Genomic DNA, 18,608 nt, shown 5'->3' with positions numbered 1-18,608 from the left:
TAATCGCGTCATGATCGATGAGGACCCGACCACCGCCCCACCTGCCCCGTCCGCGGCTGACGAAGAGGTCGCCATCGGCCACGCTGTCGATCGTCTGGCCGAGCGCTTCCCCGGGGTCGACCGCGAGCGCATCGTCGAGCTCGTCCACGAGCACCTCGACGATTTCTCCGGCGCCCCCGTGCGAGACTTCATCCCCGTGCTCGTCGAGCACGACGTGAGGCGAAGGCTCACCGCCGAGGCGGACTGACGCGCGAAAAGACCGGGGATGCGCGCGGAGCGCATCCCCGGTCCGCCGGGCCGTGCCCGTCAGTTCGTCGCGCGACGAAGGCGCACGGCCACCGTCAGCCCGGCGCCCAAGAGGAGGAGAGCGAAGCCGGTCCACAGGAGCGGAAGGGCGCCGGTCGATCCCGTCCGGGCGAGCGCGCCCGTCTCGGCGATCGTGGCTGGCGCGCCGGCCACCGGGTCGCTCCCGATCGGGGCCGTCTGCCCATCGTCATCACCGTCAGAAGGTGCGGTGCTGAGGATGGCGAAGGAGACCTCGTCCGAGGGGTCGCTCACCGAACCGGAGTCGTTGGTGGCGGTGGCACGGACTGTGTGTGCCCCCTCGGCCAGCGCGGCGGAGGGCGCGAACGACCAGAGACCGGCGCCGTCGGCGCGGACCGTCCCCGCGGTCACGCCGTCGATGGTCACAGCGATGGTCGTGTCGGCTTCGGCGGTGCCGGCGATGGTCGGCGTCCCGGTCGGCACCACAGCACCGGCGGCGGGAGTGGAGATGACGGGGGCCGCGGGCGCCGGCGCATCGACGGTGAGGGAAAGCACACGGGGGAGGGAGACGTTGCCCGCAGCATCCCGCGCGGTCACCTGGATCATGTGCGGGCCGTTGGTCAGAGCCGCCGCCGGGACGAACGTCCAGGCTCCGGTGCTCTCGATCGGCGCTTCGCCGGCAGCCGCCCCGTCGATGTGGACGACGAGCGTGGCGTTCGGCTCCGCCGTCCCGGTCAGGACGGGCCGGGCGTCGGCGACGGTCGAACCGTTGGCCGGGCTCGTGATGAGTGGGCGCGCGGGAGCGATCGAGTCGACCGTGAAGGCGACGGGAGCGGAGGCCGGGCTGGTCTCCCCGCCGAGGGTCGCCGTCGCCTGGACGGTGTGTGCTCCGTTCGAGAGGGCGGCCTCAGAGATGAGGGACCATTCTCCCGCGAGCGACGCAGTGGTCGATTCGGTCGACTCCTCCGCCGTTCCCGCGTCGAACGTCACGGCGATCACGGCGTCCGGCACGGCGGTTCCCACGATCGTGGGCTGTGGGTGCGAGAGCGTCGCACCCACAGCCGGCGACGTGATCGCGGGAGCGGCTGGCGGGGCCGCGACGGCAGCCGAGGCTCCGGTAACGGTGAGTCCAAGGGCGAGAGCGGCACCGGTCAGAATGGCGAGATGTCTTCTCATAGAGAAACTCCAGACGAGGGGCGGGATGCGATGTTAGTAAAATTCTAAAACATTTCAATTCTGTCTGGAATATGAGCTGACTCTCCGGGGTCCGTCAGACCGGAATCAGCGTGTACTTCGTGTCGAGGTACTCGTGGATGCCCTCCACCCCGCCCTCGCGACCCAGACCCGACTGCTTCACACCCCCGAACGGCGCCGCCGCGTTGGAAACCAAACCCGTGTTCAGCCCCATCATCCCCGTCTGCAGACCCTCGATCATCCGCTGACCGCGAGCAAGATCCCGCGTGAACACATACGAGACAAGCCCGTACTCTGTGTCGTTCGCCCGCGCGACAGCCTCCTCCTCGGACGAGAACGAAGCGATCGCGAGGACCGGTCCGAAAATCTCCTTGCGCAGGATCTCGCTGCCGGGCATCACCTCCACCAGCACCGTCGGCTCGAAGAACGTCCCCGCCCCGGCCATCCGCGAACCCCCGGTCAGCACGCGGGCCCCCCGTCCGACGGCGTCCCCGACGAGCGCGGCCAAAGAATCGGCCGCCCGACCGTCGATCACCGGACCGATGCTCACCCCTTCTTCCGTCCCACGGCCGACCCGCATCGCGCGCACCCGCTCCGTGATCCGGCTGGCGAACTCGCCGACGACGGACTCATGCACGATGAACCGATTGGCGGCGGTGCAGGCCTGACCGATGTTGCGGAACTTCGCCACCATCGCGCCCTCCACCGCCGCCTCCAGATCAGCATCCTCGAAGACGACGAAGGGAGCGTTCCCGCCGAGCTCCATCGAGGTGCGCAGCACGTTCTGCGCGGCCTGGGCGAGCAGGGTGCGGCCGACCGGAGTGGAGCCGGTGAAGGAGAGCTTGCGCAACCGCGGGTCCGCGATGATGGGGGCCGAGACGGCTCCGGAGGCGCTGGTCTGCACGACGTTCACCACCCCGTCCGGCAGGCCCGCGTCGGCGAGGAGCTGCGCGAAGGCGAGCGTCGTGAGCGGGGTGAGCTCGGCGGGCTTGACGACGACGGTGCAGCCGGCGGCGAGAGCGGGAGCGATCTTCCGGGTCGCCATCGCGAGCGGGAAGTTCCACGGCGTGATGAAGAAGCACGGTCCGACCGGTAGCTGCGAGACGACCATCGTGCCGGTGCCCTCGGGGGTCGAGCCGTAGCGGCCGGTGATGCGGACGGCCTCCTCGGAGAACCAGCGCAGGAACTCACCGCCGTAGGCGACCTCGCCGTTCGCCTCGGCCAGCGGCTTGCCCATCTCGAGCGTCATCAGCAGTGCGAAGTCCCTCCGGCGCTCCTGCAGCAGCTCGAAGGCGCGGCGCAGGATCTCGGCGCGGACCCGCGGCGCAGTGGCCGCCCACTCGTCGGCGGCGGCGACGGCGGCGTCCAGAGCACGGAGGCCATCGTCCGGATTCGCGTCGGCGATCCGCTTGATCACGCGTCCGGTGGCGGGGTCCCGCACCTCGATCGGGTCGCGGGAGCTTTCCTCCCACACGCCACCGATGAAGAGGCCGGACGGCACGCGGTCGAGGAGATCGGCCTCGCGGGCGGTCGGGTCGGAGTCGGGGAGAGTCATATCGGAATCGTAAGGAGCCCGTCCTCACCGCCGCCTGGACACTACGTACAATTCTCAAGACAGGATTCGACACCCTGTCAGATGGAAGCGCCGATGCCCGCCACCCTCAGCCAGTTGCTCGCGCACCCCGAGTTCGGGCTGAGCGCGATCACCCCTGCCACGGTCGGAGACCGGGACGCTCCGCTGTCGTGGGCGCACAGCTCCGAGCTCGCCGATCCGACGCCGTTCCTCTCCCCCGGTCAGATCCTGCTGGTCACCCGTGTGCCGGAGGACGTGGAGCCGTACGTCGCGCGGCTCGTGACGCACGGCATCGCCGGGCTCGGCTTCGGCACGGAGGTGGTTTGCGACGGGCCACCGGAGGCGCTCGTGGAAGCATGCACGCGAGGAGGTCTGGCGCTGTTCGCGGTGCCGTATCGCACGCCGTTCATCGCGATCGCGCGGTTCGTCGCCGACCGTGTAGCCGCCGACGCGTACGCGCGCAATATCTGAGCGCTGCGCGCCTCCCGGGCCATCTCGCTCGCCGCGCTGGGGCCGGATGCGCTCGGCGCCGTCCTCGCGGAGCTCGCCCGGCAGATCGAGCGCCCGGTCGCGCTGTTCGACGCCGACGGAGCCCTCGACCGCGTGGCTCCGGCCGACTCGCTCGGCGTGCCGTCGCGCTCGACGCTCGCCGACGCCGCCGAGGCCCTACTGCGCAGCCGCCGGCGCGCCGCGGGGAAAGCCGAGACGGATGCCGGGCCGTTCGCGTTGCAGGCGCTCGGCGCGGCCGGTCGTCTCAGAGGCGTCCTCGCGGTCGGCTCCGAAGGGCTCGACTAGGTGTGTTTCTCAGGGACGTTGGTCAATCTGCTGATGGGTGGCTGGCTGCCGATGGCGGTGTGGGGCCTGTGGTGATTGTAGGAGTGCAGCCAGGCCGGGAGTGCGTTGCGGCGGGCTGATTCGGAGTTGTAGTGCCGGGCGTATGCCCAGCCGTCGGCGAGGGTGCGGTGGAAGCGTTCGATCTTGCCGTTCGTCTGCGGATGGTAGGGCCGGGTGCGTTTCGGTTGGATGCTGAGCTCGGCGCAAGCGTCGCGCCAGGCGTATGAGCGGTATGCGGAGCCGTTGTCGGAGAGCACCTGTTCGACGGTGACGCCACGGCTGGCGAACCAGCCGACCGCTCGACGCAGAACAGCGATTGCAGTGGCGGCGGTTTCGTCGTCGTGGATCTCGGCGTAAGCGACACGGGAGTGATCGTCGATGACGGTATGAACGAACGCTGTGCCGGTGATCATGTCGCCGGTGATCCCGTGTTTCCCGGTCCGCTTCGCGGTGATGGCCTTGTTCCGCTCTCCCTGGAGACGTCCGACGTAGCGCCAGCCGCCACCGTCGGGGATGTTGCCGAGTTTCTTGATGTCGACGTGGATCATCGATCCGGGATGCTCGTGCTCGTAGCGGCGGGCGGGTTCGCCGGTGCGGACGTCGACGTGGCTGGGCCGATTGATCCGGCACCGGGAGAGGACCGTGTGAACGGTCGAGGCGGGCATGCCGAGCTGGGCGCCGATACCGACTGGTCCCAGCCGCTTCTTCCACCGCAGATGCACGACCTTGCGGACCAGTCTTCGCGGGGTCTTGTTCGGGCTGTGATGCGGCCGTGACGAACGGTCCAGCATTCCCGCCTCGCCCATCTCCACGTAACGACGAGCCCATCGGTCCGCGGTGCGTCAGGACACTCGGAAGTAGGTCGCCGCCGCAGCAACGGACCAGCCGTCGTCGACGACTTGGCGGGCCAGGCGGAGGCATTCGCGAGGAGTCAAAGCAGCATTAGCGTGGGTCACGAGGACCTCCTAAGTCATCGAGTGCAGGGAAACTAGACAGCCCCACTCTCGACCGGGAGGTCCTCACCCATCTATCGCGTCACACCTCAACCAACTGCCCTGAGCAGCACAACGCATACACGGACCGGACAGGTCCTGTACCCGTTCAGGTCTCCTATCCGTTACGGAGAGCCGGATGTTTCCACGGCGCTCGGTTTCGTCCATTGTACATGCCTGATACAAAATTTCTTACTCATTATGGACAATCGGCCCGCACCGATTCTGATTCACAGAAGATCACCAGGGCGATCCCCCGACAGCACGAGGATTCCGGCTCGACCCCGGGCGTCAGGCCACGAGGTCCGCGGCGAGGCTCAGCGCCCCCACGAGCCCGGAGGAGCCCTCGAGACCCGGCGCGACGAGCAGATCGCGGGGGTCGCCCGAGGCCAGTTGGGGCGGCCCGTAGCCACCCGCGATGGCGGACAGCACCGGCCGGGCCCGCTCCAGCAGCCCGGGCGCCAGCATCACGCCACCGCCCAGCACCATCCTGTCGAGTCCCAGCGTGAGCACCGTCGTCACCGCGAGCTGTGCGATGTAGTAGGCCAGGATGTCGAACGCCTCGTCGCGCACATCGGCGGAGAACGAGGAGGCGTCGGCTCCCCACCGGGCGCTGACGGCCGGCCCGGCGGTCAGTCCTTCGAGGCAGTCGCCGTGGTATGGGCAGTTGCCCGCGAACCGGTCGGCAGGGTGGCGCCGCACGAGAAGATGCCCCAGCTCCGGCCAGCCGTTCCCCGTCACCGGGCGGCCGTCCAGGATGAGCCCGACACCGACGCCCGTGCCGATGGTCGTGTAGCCGAGATTGCGGGCGCCCTGCCCGGCGCCGGCACGGAATTCGCCGATGGCGGCGCCGGTGACGTCGCTGACGAACGCAGCCGGTGCGTTCGCGGCGGAGCGCACCGCGCCGAGCACATCCGTGTCGGCCCAGCCTGGCTTCGGCGTCGAGGTCATCCAGCCGAACCGGGCCGAGGACGGATCGGCGTCGACCGGTCCGAAGGAGGCCACCCCCACGGCCTCGACAGGACCGACCTCGTGGAGGAAGTCGGCGATGCGACCGAGCGTCTCCTCGGGTGTGGTCGTGGGGAACCGCCGCGTCTGTGCGGGCTCGGCCGGGTTCCCCCGCTCCGCAACGCCGCAGACGATCTTCGTCCCTCCGGTCTCGATACCCGCGATCATCGGCCCACCATCCTCCATTGTCCCGGCGGCGCACCCGCCGTCCCTAGTGAACGGTAGCCGACTCGCAGCCCGCGCAGCGAGGTTCCACCGGGTCAGCGATGTGCCGGATGGCGGCAGCCGATCACTCGGCGAGCCCGGTTTGTCGAGTCAGGAGGGCCCGTCGCCCATCGCTGCGCGGAAGGTGTCACGCGCTACCACCGATGGTGAGGAGAGTGGTCGTGATGGTCTCGTTAGCGGTGTGCTCAGCGACGTTATGCACTTTGGCAGCGGGATTCGACGGTATGGAAGCCTACCTGACCGGCGAGGCCGAAGACCCGCGGCCGCTTAAACGACGAATCCCGGCCTCTGAGGAGACCGGGATCGCTGATTCTGTAGCGAGGGCGGGACTCGAACCCGCGACACCACGATTATGAGCCGTGTGCTCTAACCACCTGAGCTACCCCGCCGCGGTCTCCTGCGATCGCGAGGCGATCGGGGAGACGGAGCCCCCTGTGGGAATCGGACCCACTACCTCTTCCTTACCAAGGAAGTGCTCTACCAATGAGCTAAGGGGGCGGAGCCGGGTCCTGGCCAGGGCGCGGACGTTTTCGGCAACCGTAAGAGAATAGCATCCCGGAGGGAGTGGCTCGGACCACCTCCGGCCTGACACCGGCCCCGTCACGCGAGGGAACGCCGACCCGGCGGACCGGACAGCGAGAGGCGGTTAGGATGTCCAGCAACGCCGACGACACCGCGGCCGTCTGAGCTCGCGGGACCGACCACCCATCCCTCCGCTCGAAACAGGTGATCCGCATCCCGACCCCCGCATCCCCCTCCAGCGCCCTCTCTCCGAGCACGCCCGGGCGCGAGTGGTGGCGCTCCGCCGTCATCTACCAGATCTACCCGCGCTCGTTCGCGGACGCGGACGGCGACGGGATGGGCGATCTGCCGGGAATCGCTCACCGTCTTCCGGCGCTGCGCGACCTGGGTGTCGATGCGATCTGGCTCTCCCCGTTCCAGACCTCTCCGCAGCGCGACGCCGGCTACGACGTCGCCGACTATTGCGACGTCGACCCGCGTTTCGGCACTCTCTCCGACCTCGACCGGCTGCTCTCGACCGCGCACGACCTGGGGATGCGCGTGATCATCGACATTGTCCCGAACCACTCGTCCAGCGATCACGAGTGGTTCCGGGCCGCCCTGGCCGCCGGCCCCGGCAGCGAGGAGCACGGGCGCTACCTCTTCCGCGAAGGCAAGGGCGAGCACGGCGAGCTGCCGCCGAACAACTGGGAGTCTATCTTCGGCGGCCCCGCCTGGACCCGGGTCGCCGAGGCCGACGGCGAGCCCGGCGAGTGGTATCTGCATCTCTTCGACAAGTCGCAGCCCGACCTGGACTGGACGAACCCGTGGGTCTGGGAGCAGTTCCGCGGCATCCTGCGCTTCTGGCTCGATCGCGGCGTCGACGGCGTGCGGGTGGATGTCGCCCACGGCATGATCAAAGAGCCGGGACTGCCCGACTACACCCCGCCCGTCGAGAGGGGCAGCATGGGCGGGACGGCCAGTGGCGTCGGCTTGGAGCCGCAGATCGGAGGCCACGCCGACGAGGAGCCGCCGACCCCGCCCTACTTCGCGCAGGACGGCGTACACGAGATCTTCCGCGACTGGCGCACAGTGCTCGCCGAGTACGAGGGCGACCGGGTCCTCTGCGGCGAAGCCTGGGTCGAGCCGCTCGAGAAGCTCGCCCGCTGGGTTCGCCCCGACGAGATGCAGCAGACTTTCAACTTCGGCTACCTGAAGACCCCGTGGGACGCGGCGGCCCTGCGCACAGTCATCGACCGCTCCCTCGGCGTCTTCGGCAGCGTCGGTGCGCCGAGCACCTGGGTCCTCTCCAACCACGACGTCGTGCGCCATGCCACACGCCTCGCCCTGACCGGCGAGAACCTGCAGGGCCACGGCATCGGCCCACTGTCGACGGGCATCCCGGACCCCGCTTTCGCACTCCGCCGCGCCCGCGCCGCGACCGCGCTCATGCTCGCCCTGCCCGGTTCCGCGTACCTGTACCAGGGCGAGGAGCTCGGCCTGCCCGAGGCCATCGACCTCCCCGACAGCGCACGGCAAGACCCGACCTGGTTCCGCACCGGAGGCGAGCGCTACGGCCGCGACGGCTGCCGCGTTCCGATCCCGTGGGAGGGCGCCGATCCCTCGTACGGCTTCGGTCCCGGCTCAGCCAGCTGGCTGCCCCAGCCCGCCTCCTGGGCGGAGCACACCCGCTCCTCGCAGGAGAACGTCCCCGGTTCCACGCTAACGATGTATCGGGATGCGCTGGCCGCCCGCCGCGCGCACGATCTCGCCTTCGGGGCGCTCTCCTGGGTGGAGACCGGCCCCGACACCCTGACATTCCGTTCCGGGAAGGTGACGGTCGTCGTCAATATGGGCGCCACCCCGCTGCCGCTGCCGGAGGGCGACGTCATCCTCGTGAGCGGCCCTCTCGATGGCCGTTCCCTCCCCCAGGACACCACTGCCTGGCTCCGCGCCTGAAACCTGCCTTCTGCCCCGGCTCGGCGCAGCGCCCGCTAGGAGGCGTTGGCTTTGAGCCAGGCGTAGGGGTCGACCGAGTCGATCCCGTTGAGGCGGATCTCAAGGTGGAGGTGCGCGCCGGTCGACACGCCGGTGTTGCCGACGAGGCCGACGATCTCTCCGACCGTCACCCGCTGGCCCACGGAGACCCGCGCGGACCCCGTCTGCATGTGGCAGTACTTGCTGCTGACGAGCTTGCCGCCGATCATGTGGTCGATCGTCACGTTCACGCCGCAGCCATCGCCGCGTGTGACCACATCGCGCACCACCCCGTCCGCGATGATCCGAATCGGCACGCCCGCGCCCGGAGTGAAGTCGACACCGAGGTGGTTGCTGGACGCGCCAGCGGTCGGCGCCGTCCGCGGTCCGAAGAAGGACGAGATCGGGACCCCGACCGGGAACGGCCACTGGATGGCGCCGTTCGGGTCGTTCGTGAAGGTGTCGGCGATCCGCATCGAGTAGAGATCGGCGATCTGCCGCTTCGAGGTGACACCGCCGCTCTCGCGCACGACCGGCGTCCCGGCGTCCAGTGTCACCTGGTCGAGCGCCTGCTGCTCTCCCTCGGTCACCGAGCGGCTGGAGAAGTGTGCGGCGGCGCTCGTTCGCATCTGCTCCTCGGTCAGCAGCGACATCGCCGGAACGGAAGTCGCGACCCCCCATGCCGAGTACGGAAGTCATCGCCAACAAGGTCACCCCGCGGCTGAATGCCCGCACGGGTTCACGAGGCACAGCCTCTTCGACAGCCCGTCGCTCCCGGCAGGTGGAGGGTGTTTTCAGATCGGATCAGGGGCACACCCCATCTAATATAACAAATTGGTAACTGAGACTCTCATCCGAGCCGCCCTCACTCCCACCCCGCGTAAAAACGCTGGACCAGCGGGTCCAACTGCTCGTACAGTCCGGGAGCCGCCGCGATCAGGAGCTCTCGGCCCTCTGCGCCGCCCGCCCTTCCGCCGACCCGCGCCCCCGCTTCGCGGGCGATGAGCGCCCCGGCTGCATGATCCCATGGGTTCAGCCCCCGCTCGAAATACGCATCCAGCCGTCCGGCCGCGAGTCCGCACAGATCCAGCGACGCAGCCCCCATGCGTCGGACATCCCGCACCCGGCCGATCAGCTCGGCGACGAACTGCGCCTGACGCATGCGCATCGCCGCGTCGTAGCCGAACCCCGTCCCAACCAGCGCCAGCGGAAGCTCGACGCCCTCGTTCACCCGCAGCGCCGTCCCATTGAGCCGAACCCCGGCCCCCGCGACAGCGGTGAACACCTCCCGCGACTCCGGGTTGGCCACCGCCCCCGCCAGCGCCACCCAGCTCGCCGGGTCCGGTTCGCCCTCCACCACCGCGACACTCACCGCATAGGCGGGGATGCCGTAGAAGTAATTGACAGTCCCGTCGATCGGGTCCACCACCCAGGTGAGCCCGCTGCTCCTTGGGTCCGCCCGGTCTCCTCCCCGAGGAACCCGTCCCGGGGCCGCGCCGCCGCCAGCGCATCCCGGATCAGCGACTCCGCCTCGCGGTCGGCTTTTGTCACGATGTCGGTCAGCGTGGACTTGGACGCCGCGACCTCGACACCGTCACGACGCCGCTGCTGCGCGAGGGCGGCGGCACGGCGGGCGACCGTGACGGCGATGTCGAGAAGCTCAGCAGTGGAAGGCATAGGTCCAGCATCCCAGAAACGCTGCGCTGAGCTGCCGAAGACACCGGGACATCGACCTCAGCCCCTGACGATGGCGCGTCCAGCAGGCTCGAGTGGCCCTGGTGTGTCGCCACGCCTCCGTCGGTGCGCACCGGGCCGACACGCTTCCAGGACCGGTCGCGCTCGCCCACGCACTGCCGCGAGTACCGGGTTTCTGCCGATCAAGACTCAACGGGAGAGGATCACCGCTTCCACCGATAGCGCAGAGGACGACGACGCGAAAGCGTAGCGCCCACGCAGCGGACAGGTTGAGTCGTTGATCTCCGCCGAGCAACCGCCGCTTCGTCTTCTGGTCGAGCGTCCTGGGCGTGGCTGACCCACCTGGGCTCGAGCGGGTGCCACGTCCGTCGACTTGTGAATGTCGTTCGCCGGAACGATGCGAGAGGACGAGCAACGCGAAGCTCAACGATGCAACGCGTCAGGCTTCCGAGGTGTCTGGGGTGGGAACGCAAGTCCCGCAAGAGCGGCAGGGATCTCCGCCGCGAGGAGCGCTGCGCCCACGAAGACGATGAGGTCGCCGAGAACGTCGTTGCTCCCCCAGACATCGGGTGTCAAAGCGAGCACGACAAGAGCGGCGACCAGCTGCACAAGACCTGCGATGACGGGGCCGCGGCCCCGTCGGAAGAGGACCATCAGGACGGCCTGGATGATCGCGTTCATCAGCATGTAGCCAGCGGCGAATGCGGCGATCTAACACAGGCGGTAGCTGCTGTTCGCCATGCCCAGACAGAGGCAGGACAAGGCGAGCACGGATTCCAGAACCCCGATCGCGCTCCACAGCAGGCGGGAGTCTCGCAGGCTCACGCTGTGTCGCACGATCACGATTCGGGCGGCGGCGCACAAGGTACACATGACGAAGGCGGCCGCGAGAACGAAGGCCGACCCACGGAACACCGTGTAACCGCCGCTCATCCACAACAGTTGGGACGTGAAAGCGATCGCGAGGGCATCGAATCCCACCACCGTCAGCAGCAGCGCCCACCCAGCGAGACGGCGTGGTTTCCGCTGTCACCTGGCGGCTCGCGACGTCTCGGGCGTCGATGGCCGGGCATGATCTCTGCGTGCGCTGCGAGTGTCCATCACGCCTCCTTCGCGACCGCGCCGAGTTCGACGTTTCCGTCTGCGAGCGGCCTGGAAACGAGAAACGCCCCCGAACCAGGGACGTTTCTCTGTGCTTTGCGAGTTTCCTGGATAACTTTTGCGAGATCCACGAACAGCTCTCGGTGGCGAGTGAGGGATTCGAACCCCCGAAGTCGTAGACAGCTGATTTACAGTCAGATCCCTTTGGCCGCTTGGGTAACTCGCCGTTCGCTCCCGGTCACCAGCCCACTGCTGACCGAAGGCGCGATATAAGGATACTTGCCGCGCGGCTTCCTGCGAAATCGGCGGCGGAGGTCTGCCGGCCTCGGTCCGAAGCCCCACTTCGCGACACTCCCGGTCTCGTTCCAGCGATGTCGGTGGCCGGGCGCAGAATCGTCGGCATGAGGACATTGGAGATTTGCGAACGGTGCGACGGGACCGGAGCCGACCCGTACCAGCACGGTGAGGAGATCACCCTGTGCGACGAGTGCTCCGACGACGGCTGCCACATCACCTACTTCGCCGAACTGGAGCAGACGGCCTGAGCCGCTCCCCGCCGCCCGGCTACACTGGGACCCCGAGCAATCGAAGGGACCCGGATCATGGCAGACTCCTCGTTCGACATCGTCAGCAAGGTCGACAAGATGGAGGCCGACAACGCGGTCAACCAGGCCCGCAAGGAAGTCGACCAACGCTACGACTTCAAGAACGTCGGCGCGTCGGTCGAATGGAGCGGCGAGAAGATCCTCCTCAAAGCCAGCACCGAAGAGCGCGTGAAAGCGGTGCTCGAAGTGGTCGAATCGAAGATGATCAAGCGCGGCATCACGCTCAAATCCCTCGACACAGGCGCCACCTACCCGTCGGGCAAGGAATTCCGCCTGGAGATCAGCCTCAAGAACGGCATCGAGCAAGACGCCGCCAAGAAGATCGGCAAGCTCATCCGCGATGAGGCGCCCAAGAGCGTCAAGTCCCAGATCCAGGGCGATGAGCTCCGGGTCAGCTCCAAGAGCCGGGACGACCTCCAAGCGACGATGGCGCTGCTGAAGGGCGCGGACCTGGATGTCGCGCTGCAGTTCGTGAACTTCCGGTAGACCACCCGCACATTCACCGCGCGACCTGCGCGTATCCTGCCGCCGCAGCGGCCAGTGTGGCAGAAGCATAACGTTTCGCGCAAACGCCCCAGCCCACGGCCGTCGGCGCCAGTCGGAGGGTCCGCACTCGGCGACGGCGCGCCAGCACGACGGTCAGCCGCGAGATGGATGGGAGCCAGCGGACCGGCCACAGCGAACCATCCGGCATCACACCAACCCCCCAAATGGGTCACACAAATCGTGTGGTGAAATTGAGATTTCGGAAGCTCGTATCCGCAAAATCCACCACCCGAGGAGCCATTTTGCCCGAGGCACGCTCACTTGCCAAACCCGGCATCAAAAGACACGACATCCAAGGACTGCGCGCCCTCGCCGTTCTGCTGGTCGTGGCCAACCACGCGTTCGGGTAGCCAGCCGGCGGCTTCATCGGTGTGGACGTCTTCTTCGTCCTCTCCGGCTTCCTGATGACCTCGATTCTCTACCGCGAGGTCGACTCCACCGGCAGGATCAAGTTCTTCGCGTTCTACCGTCGACGCATCCGGCGCCTCATCCCGGCGGCGGCGGCGACGGTGATCGGTGCGACGATCGCGGCGTCGTATCTCCTCCTCGGGTCCGGCCGGTTCCAGTCAGTGCTCTGGGACGGGCTGAGCGCTCTCGGATTCGTCTCCAACTGGCGATTCGCGATCCAGCAGACAGACTACTTCAACCAGAGCGCGGCGACCTCGCCGCTTCAGCATTTCTGGTCGCTCTCCGTCGAGGAGCAGTTCTACCTCGTCTGGCCGCTCACGCTGCTCACGCTCTTCGTGCTCTGCTATAAGAGATGGTTTCAGTAGTCGTTTTTGGTGAGTTTGCGGGCGCTGGTGATCGCGATTGCTAGAGCGACGAGCGCCGTGATCGTTGAGGCGGTGCGGTCGTAGCGAGTGGCGAGTTTCCGGAAGGCGAGGATCCAGGCCATGGTGCGTTCGACTACCCAACAGTGTTTACCCAGTCACTGTTTGGAGTCGACTCCGATTCGTGCGATGCGTGCCTTGATCCCACGACAACGCAGGTAACAGCGGACGCGGCGGTTGTCGTAAGCCTTATCGGCGTGGAAGATAACCGGGCGGCGTCTGGGCCGACCGCGGCCGACGCCCTTGATCGCGGTGATGTTGTCTAACACAGGTTCCACGAGCATGGAGTCGTGTCGGTTGGCGCCGGAGATCTCCACATGCAGCGGGAGTCCGTTGCGGTCGGTCAGGACATGGTACTTGGTGCCCCGTTTCCCACGATCCGTGGGGTTAGGTCCAGTGAGATCGCCCCCCCTTTTCGCCCGGACACTTACGGAGTCCAAGCAGGTTCTTGACCAGTCGATCATGCCAGCCTGGCCGAGTTCGTCGAGCATGATCTTCCGCAGTGCATCCCACGCGCCCGCTTCGGACCATTCACGCAGACGCCGCCAACAAGTGACCCCGGACCCATACCCCAACTCGGGCGGGAGCTTCTCCACGGGATCCCCGTCAGCAGCACGAACACGATCCCAGCGAACACCTTCCGGTCAGGAACCCGAGGCTGCCCAGCCCGCCCATTGACCACAGGCGGCCGAGGCGGAATCAACGGCTCCAGCCGCTCCCACAACATATCCGTAATGAACCGATCCTCAGCAAGCGTCGACACTCGACCAGCATCCCCGCTAACCAGCCACAACAACCACCGCCACGCCGACTACTGAAACCACCTCTAAATCGCGGTTCCGCCGCGCCGCCGTCACTCTGATCGCACTGGCGGTGACTGTGCTGCTGTTCGCCGCCGCGCTCTCGCTGACGATCAGCGACCCGGGAAGCGCCTACTTCATCACGCCCGCCCGGCTGTGGGAGCTCCTGCTCGGCGGTGTCATCGCCCTCTCCATGCCGCTCTTCTCCCGGGCCGGCGCCTGGTTCCGTCCACTTGCCATGTGCATCGGCTTCGTGGGAATCCTGGTCGCAGCGTTCGTCACCCCGGCCACGTCCGGTTTGCCCGCGCCGTGGTCCGCTCTCGCTGTGCTCTCGACAGCGCTGATCCTCGCCTTCCCGTGGCAGCCCCGCCGCTTCGCCGCGCTGAACCCGCTGACGAACCCGGTCTCCGGCTACATCGGCGACATCTCCTACTCGCTGTATCTGTGGCACTTCCCCGCGATCATCCTCGTGACCGAGGGATTCCGCGGTCTCCCCGGGCAGGGGACGCCGATCCCCGCGATCGTCGCCATCGTGGTCTCCTTCGTTCTAGCGGCTCTGAGCTACCGATTCGTCGAGGAACCGGTGCGCAAGTCGAGCTGGCTGGAACCCGGCAAGCGCCGCTCGGCCACCAGCATCCAGCGCCTCCGGATGGTCGGACTCGGCGCACTCACAATAGTGAGCTGTCTCGCCGTTGTGGCCGCGTTCACAGTCAACCGAGCCGGCTCCGCTCAGGCCGTTGACAACATGCCGTCCGCCGGTGCGACAGCGACAGCGACAGCCCCCGAGACGACGACGGGTCAGGGAGGCGAGACAGGCGCCGCGAAGACGGAACTCCAGGCCAAGCTGAGCACCGCCCTTCAGGCGACCAGCTGGCCCCAGCTGGACACCGATCCAGGAGACCCCAAGGGCCCGCAGCTCGATCCCCGCTTCGACGAGTGCTCCTCCTTCAAATACAAGCGGGAATCCTGCACCTTCGGAGACCCGGCCGCCCCGAAAACGGCGGTGCTCGTCGGAGACTCGATCGCGGCGGCCTATCTTCCCGGACTCGCCGAGGTCTTCGGTCAGGGTGAATGGAAGCTCGAAACCGCTGCGCTCTACGCCTGCCCGTTCATCGACCTGCGTCTGGGCGATAGAGCTGCGGCAGCCGACGCCTGCGAGAAGCGGAGGGATGCCGAAGTCGAGCTTGTTACATCGACCAATCCCGACCTGGTCATCGTTGCGAACACTTACCTCCGCAACAAGACACTCGACACGGGCAAATCCGCGACCCTCAATGAGTGGCAGACGGCGTTCGACGCGCAGCTCACGAAGCTGAACGGCTCCTACAAGAGCATCACCGTCCTCCCACCGCCCCCGTACGGCGCGAGCGTCGAGACCTGCTACTCTCCCCCCGCACCGGGCCGAAGGAGTGCGAGACGAAGGTCTCGGGCTCCGACTACACGCGGACGATGAAGATGCTCTCCGCCGTCATGGAGAAGCACAATGGAACGGTCGTGCAGAACCAGGACTGGTTCTGCGTCAAGGGCCGGTGCCCGATCTTCGAAGGCACCACGCTAATCAAGTTCGACGCGTGGCACCCCAGCGCTGCGTTCGTGCTGGACATCGTCCCGGTGATCTGGGAGGATTTCGCCGCGCTGATGGCGGGCGCTCCGGCCGGAGGGACACCCACAGAGACCCCGGCAACAGAGGAACCGACCGCGGAGACACCGACGGACGAACTGGTCGAGTAAGCCAGAAATCGCCGTGGCGGTCGCGGACCTCCGCCGATGACCGCCACGGCCCCGGGCGGGGGTCAGCTCTCGACGACCGCCCCGTTGGACACCCGCACCATCTCCTCACGCGGGACGACCTTGATCCGGACGCGCCCCTGCTCAGCGCCCAGCGCCTGTTCGTGGGTGTCGAGGCTGTGCCAGCCGTCGAGGTTCGTGTACTCCACACCTCGCTCGCGAAGCAGGTTCTCCACAGATTCCTCGGCGGGGTCGATGGGCGACCACCAATTGCCCTGATCATTGATCACATGTTTGATCGTCTCCATCGCATCCGACTTCGTGTGGCCGATGAGCCCGACGGGGCCGCGCTTGATCCACCCGGTCGCGTACACGCCGTACATGCGCTCGTTGTCACCCTTGCGAAGCGCCTGGCCCTCGTGGTTGGGGATCACGCCGTGCTTCTTGTCGAACGGGATTCCGGGCAGCGGCGAGCCGAAGTAGCCGACCGCGCGGTAGAGGGCCTGGACATCGAGCTCGCGCACCTCGCCGGTGCCACGGGTCCCGCCCTCGCCGTCGGGCTCCGTGCGCTCGTATCGGAAGGCACGGACGTTTCCGTCCTCGTCGCCGACGACCTCGAGCGGCTTGGCGTAGAAATGCAGGTGCAGCCGACGGGAGGCCCGGCCGGCCTCGCGCTGACGCCACTGCTGAAGCACGCGATCGATCACCATCACCTGCTTGTTGCTGGCGATGGCGGCCCGGGACTGCTCGTCGTAGTCGAAGTCCTCGTCGTAGACGATCATGTCCACATCCCGCAACTCACCCAGCTCGCGCAGTTCCAGGGGAGTGAACTTCACCTGCGCAGGTCCCCGCCGGCCGAAGACGTGTACATCGGTGACGGGCGAATCGCGCAGGACCCGGTAGACATTGTCCGGGATCTCGGTCGGAAGCAGATCGTCGGCGTGTTTGGCCAGGATGCGCGAAACATCGAGCGCGACATTGCCGTTGCCGATCACGGCGACCGATTTCGCATCCAGGGGCCAGGTGCGCGGCACATCCGGATGGCCGTCGAACCAGCTCACGAAGTCCGCGGCACCGTACGAGCCGCCAAGGCCGATGCCCGGGATGTCGAGATCGGCATCGCGGACAGCGCCGGTCGCGAAGATGACGGCGTTGTAGTGCCGTTTGAGGTCATCCAGGGTAATGTCGACGCCATAGGTCACGTTTCCGAAAATGCGGATGTCACCCCGGTCGAGCACGTCGCGCAGGGCCGTGATGATGCCCTTGATGCGCGGGTGGTCCGGCGCGACGCCGTAACGGACGAGTCCGTACGGGGCGGGGAGCGCCTCGAACAGGTCGATCGAGACATCGAATCCGCGTTCGGCCTTGAGCAAGATGTCAGCAGCGTAGATCCCGGCGGGGCCGGCCCCGACGATGGCCAGTCGGAGTTTGGTCATGCGTTGTTTCCTTCTCGCTCAGCTCGAACGTTCGACGATCGTGTCGGCGAACCTCACCAGTGCTTTCTTGACAGGGCCTTCCGGCAGGGGCTCCAGCGCCTCGACCGCCTCGCGCGTCCAGCGGTGCGCCTCCTCCAGCGTCTGACGCGTCACCTCGTGCTCGCGCAGTGCCGCGATCGCCGCCGTCGCCTCGGGCGTGACCTCGCCGTCGCCGGCGGTGCCTATCACATCCCGCTCCAACCGGTCCAGCAGAGCGGCGGCCTCGGGATCGCGCAGCGCACGCTCCCGCAAGCGCAGCACCGGCAACGTCGCCACACCGGCGCGCAGATCGTTGCCCGGGGTCTTGCCGGTCTCGGCCACACCCTCCGACGAGAGATCGATGACATCGTCGATGAGCTGGAACGCGACGCCGATCTTCTCGCCGAAAGTGACGACCGGCTCCTCATAGGAAGAGTCGGCGCCCGAGAACACGATGCCCATCTGAGCCGCCACAGCGATCAGGGAGCCGGTCTTGTCCTCCAGCACCCGGATGTAGTGGGCGACCGCGTCTTCTCCGTCCTGCGGCCCGATGGTCTCATGCAACTGCCCGAGACAGAGGCGCTCGAACGTATCGGCCTGCAACTGGATGGCCCGCTCACCGAGCGAGGAGACCAGTTTGCTGGCGCGCGCGAACAACAGGTCACCGGTGAGCACCGCCACCGAGTTTCCCCACACGAACTGCGCGGTCGGGACCCCCCGACGCATCTGCGAGTCGTCCATCACGTCATCGTGGTAGAGGGAGGCGAGATGGGTGATCTCGACGGCCTGCGCCGCCTGGACCGCCTCAGGCGTGTTCCCCTTCCCGAGCTGGGCCGTCAGCAGTGTCAGCATCGGCCGTACGCGCTTCCCACCCGCCTCGAGCAGATAGCGTGTCGTGACATCGGCCAGGTTGTCGGCGAACCGCATCTCCCGGTGCAGTGCCTCCTCGACCAGCGCGAGCCCGTCGTCGACGGCGGTCGCGACCTGCCGGGCCTCCCCGCGCGCGAAAATCCGCTCGGTGAAGCCCAGCTGACCGGTCAGAGTCGCGGGACGCCTCAGGGCCGGAACGCTTCGTGTCACTGCTCCCCCCCGGGTGGGATGGCGGACGATGAGTATTCGGAACCAGTGTCTCCCCCGGATGCCGCCCCGCGACCGGAGGACCTTCCCACCGAGCCGGAAGACTCTCCCGCCGAGTCCGTCGATCTGTTGACGGTGGGTTTCGCGGGAGCGGACTTCCGGGTCGAGAGCTTCGCGGGCGCAGCCGCAGTCGCCGGCTTCGCG

The 18,608-nt window shown here is 67.5% G+C and carries 16 protein-coding genes, 3 tRNA genes and 4 pseudogenes; 10 read left to right on the top strand and 13 right to left on the bottom strand.

Going from position 1 to position 18,608, the window contains the following annotated elements:
• The first annotated feature begins 10 nt into the window (after positions 1-10).
• Positions 11-247, top strand: a complete 237-nt coding sequence (locus O159_RS01100) for a three-helix bundle dimerization domain-containing protein (RefSeq protein ID WP_043993414.1) — start codon at positions 11-13, stop codon at positions 245-247.
• Between the two features lie 59 nt (positions 248-306).
• Here O159_RS01100 and O159_RS01095 read toward each other — a convergent pair whose 3' ends face one another.
• Positions 307-1,440 (bottom strand): Ig-like domain-containing protein, encoded by a 1,134-nt coding sequence (locus tag O159_RS01095; RefSeq protein WP_021753936.1) that lies wholly within the window; start codon positions 1,438-1,440, stop codon positions 307-309.
• Between the two features lie 94 nt (positions 1,441-1,534).
• Positions 1,535-3,013 (bottom strand): NAD-dependent succinate-semialdehyde dehydrogenase, encoded by a 1,479-nt coding sequence (locus O159_RS01090; RefSeq protein ID WP_021753935.1) that lies wholly within the window; start codon positions 3,011-3,013, stop codon positions 1,535-1,537.
• Positions 3,014-3,106: 93 nt separating this feature from the next.
• On the opposite strand from O159_RS01090, the gene O159_RS15430 reads away from it, so the two are divergent.
• Together O159_RS15430 and O159_RS15425 are read left to right on the top strand one after the other, a co-directional pair.
• Positions 3,107-3,502 (top strand): PucR family transcriptional regulator ligand-binding domain-containing protein, encoded by a 396-nt coding sequence (locus O159_RS15430; RefSeq protein ID WP_236609512.1) that lies wholly within the window; start codon positions 3,107-3,109, stop codon positions 3,500-3,502.
• Between the two features lie 132 nt (positions 3,503-3,634).
• Complete coding sequence (locus O159_RS15425; RefSeq protein WP_021753933.1) at positions 3,635-3,826, top strand: hypothetical protein; 192 nt, start codon at positions 3,635-3,637, stop codon at positions 3,824-3,826.
• Here the strand turns inward: O159_RS15425 and O159_RS01080 are convergent.
• From O159_RS01080 to O159_RS01065, 4 genes and pseudogenes are all read right to left on the bottom strand, one after another.
• Positions 3,823-4,821, bottom strand: a pseudogene (locus O159_RS01080) (IS481 family transposase). The gene O159_RS15425 and the pseudogene O159_RS01080 sit on opposite strands and share 4 nt — an antisense overlap.
• 327 nt (positions 4,822-5,148) lie before the next feature.
• Positions 5,149-6,033, bottom strand: a complete 885-nt coding sequence (locus O159_RS01075) for an ROK family protein (protein ID WP_021753932.1) — start codon at positions 6,031-6,033, stop codon at positions 5,149-5,151.
• Between the two features lie 372 nt (positions 6,034-6,405).
• A tRNA-Met gene (locus O159_RS01070) sits at positions 6,406-6,479 on the bottom strand.
• Positions 6,480-6,516: 37 nt separating this feature from the next.
• Positions 6,517-6,588, bottom strand: a tRNA-Thr gene (locus O159_RS01065).
• A 231-nt stretch (positions 6,589-6,819) separates the two neighbouring features.
• Between O159_RS01065 and O159_RS01060 the strand changes: the two genes are divergently transcribed.
• Positions 6,820-8,550, top strand: coding sequence for a glycoside hydrolase family 13 protein (locus O159_RS01060; RefSeq protein ID WP_043993874.1), 1,731 nt, complete (start codon positions 6,820-6,822; stop codon positions 8,548-8,550).
• Positions 8,551-8,585: 35 nt separating this feature from the next.
• On the opposite strand, the gene O159_RS01055 is transcribed toward O159_RS01060, so the two are convergent.
• The 4 genes and pseudogenes from O159_RS01055 to O159_RS01035 form a co-directional block, all read right to left on the bottom strand.
• Positions 8,586-9,221 (bottom strand): M23 family metallopeptidase, encoded by a 636-nt coding sequence (locus O159_RS01055; protein WP_021753930.1) that lies wholly within the window; start codon positions 9,219-9,221, stop codon positions 8,586-8,588.
• Between the two features lie 212 nt (positions 9,222-9,433).
• A pseudogene (locus tag O159_RS01050) lies at positions 9,434-10,245 on the bottom strand (inositol monophosphatase family protein).
• Between the two features lie 441 nt (positions 10,246-10,686).
• Entirely contained in the window at positions 10,687-10,944 is a 258-nt protein-coding gene (locus O159_RS01045; RefSeq protein WP_169725643.1) for a hypothetical protein, read from the bottom strand.
• Between the two features lie 564 nt (positions 10,945-11,508).
• Positions 11,509-11,590, bottom strand: a tRNA-Tyr gene (locus O159_RS01035).
• 175 nt (positions 11,591-11,765) lie between these two features.
• On the opposite strand from O159_RS01035, the gene O159_RS14845 reads away from it, so the two are divergent.
• The 3 genes from O159_RS14845 to O159_RS01025 all read left to right on the top strand — a co-directional run bounded on the left by O159_RS14845 (position 11,766) and on the right by O159_RS01025 (position 13,288).
• Complete coding sequence (locus tag O159_RS14845; protein ID WP_169725631.1) at positions 11,766-11,909, top strand: hypothetical protein; 144 nt, start codon at positions 11,766-11,768, stop codon at positions 11,907-11,909.
• A 57-nt stretch (positions 11,910-11,966) separates the two neighbouring features.
• The gene (locus O159_RS01030) at positions 11,967-12,455 is read left to right on the top strand and encodes a YajQ family cyclic di-GMP-binding protein (protein ID WP_021753928.1); all 489 of its coding nucleotides are present in this window, start codon (positions 11,967-11,969) and stop codon (positions 12,453-12,455) included.
• Positions 12,456-12,886: 431 nt separating this feature from the next.
• A complete protein-coding gene (locus O159_RS01025; RefSeq protein WP_021753927.1) occupies positions 12,887-13,288 on the top strand; it encodes an acyltransferase family protein in 402 nt (133 codons plus the stop codon).
• On the opposite strand, the pseudogene O159_RS13630 reads toward O159_RS01025, so the two are convergent.
• Positions 13,282-14,072: pseudogene (locus O159_RS13630) on the bottom strand (IS5 family transposase); the annotation flags it as partial. The gene O159_RS01025 and the pseudogene O159_RS13630 sit on opposite strands and share 7 nt — an antisense overlap.
• Before the next feature lie 128 nt (positions 14,073-14,200).
• On the opposite strand from O159_RS13630, the pseudogene O159_RS16155 reads away from it, so the two are divergent.
• The 3 genes and pseudogenes from O159_RS16155 to O159_RS01010 form a co-directional block, all read left to right on the top strand.
• A pseudogene (locus O159_RS16155) lies at positions 14,201-14,698 on the top strand (acyltransferase family protein); the annotation flags it as partial.
• A 96-nt stretch (positions 14,699-14,794) separates the two neighbouring features.
• Positions 14,795-15,598: an SGNH hydrolase domain-containing protein gene (locus O159_RS16150; RefSeq protein ID WP_330216851.1), complete on the top strand. Its 804-nt coding sequence runs from the start codon at positions 14,795-14,797 to the stop codon at positions 15,596-15,598.
• Positions 15,595-15,876, top strand: coding sequence for a hypothetical protein (locus O159_RS01010; protein WP_021753924.1), 282 nt, complete (start codon positions 15,595-15,597; stop codon positions 15,874-15,876). Before O159_RS16150 ends, O159_RS01010 begins: the two co-directional genes overlap by 4 nt.
• Positions 15,877-15,938: 62 nt before the next feature.
• On the opposite strand, the gene O159_RS01005 is transcribed toward O159_RS01010, so the two are convergent.
• Entirely contained in the window at positions 15,939-17,309 is a 1,371-nt protein-coding gene (locus tag O159_RS01005) for an FAD-dependent oxidoreductase (protein WP_021753923.1), read from the bottom strand.
• Positions 17,310-17,327: 18 nt separating this feature from the next.
• Entirely contained in the window at positions 17,328-18,407 is a 1,080-nt protein-coding gene (locus tag O159_RS01000; RefSeq protein WP_021753922.1) for a polyprenyl synthetase family protein, read from the bottom strand.
• Between the last annotated feature and the right edge of the window lie 201 nt (positions 18,408-18,608).

The organism is Leifsonia xyli subsp. cynodontis DSM 46306 (assembly GCF_000470775.1).
GTDB classification, from domain to species: Bacteria; Actinomycetota; Actinomycetes; order Actinomycetales; family Microbacteriaceae; genus Leifsonia; species Leifsonia cynodontis.
Note: the sequence above shows the minus strand (reverse complement) of the source record. Positions and strands in the feature narration are given on the sequence as shown.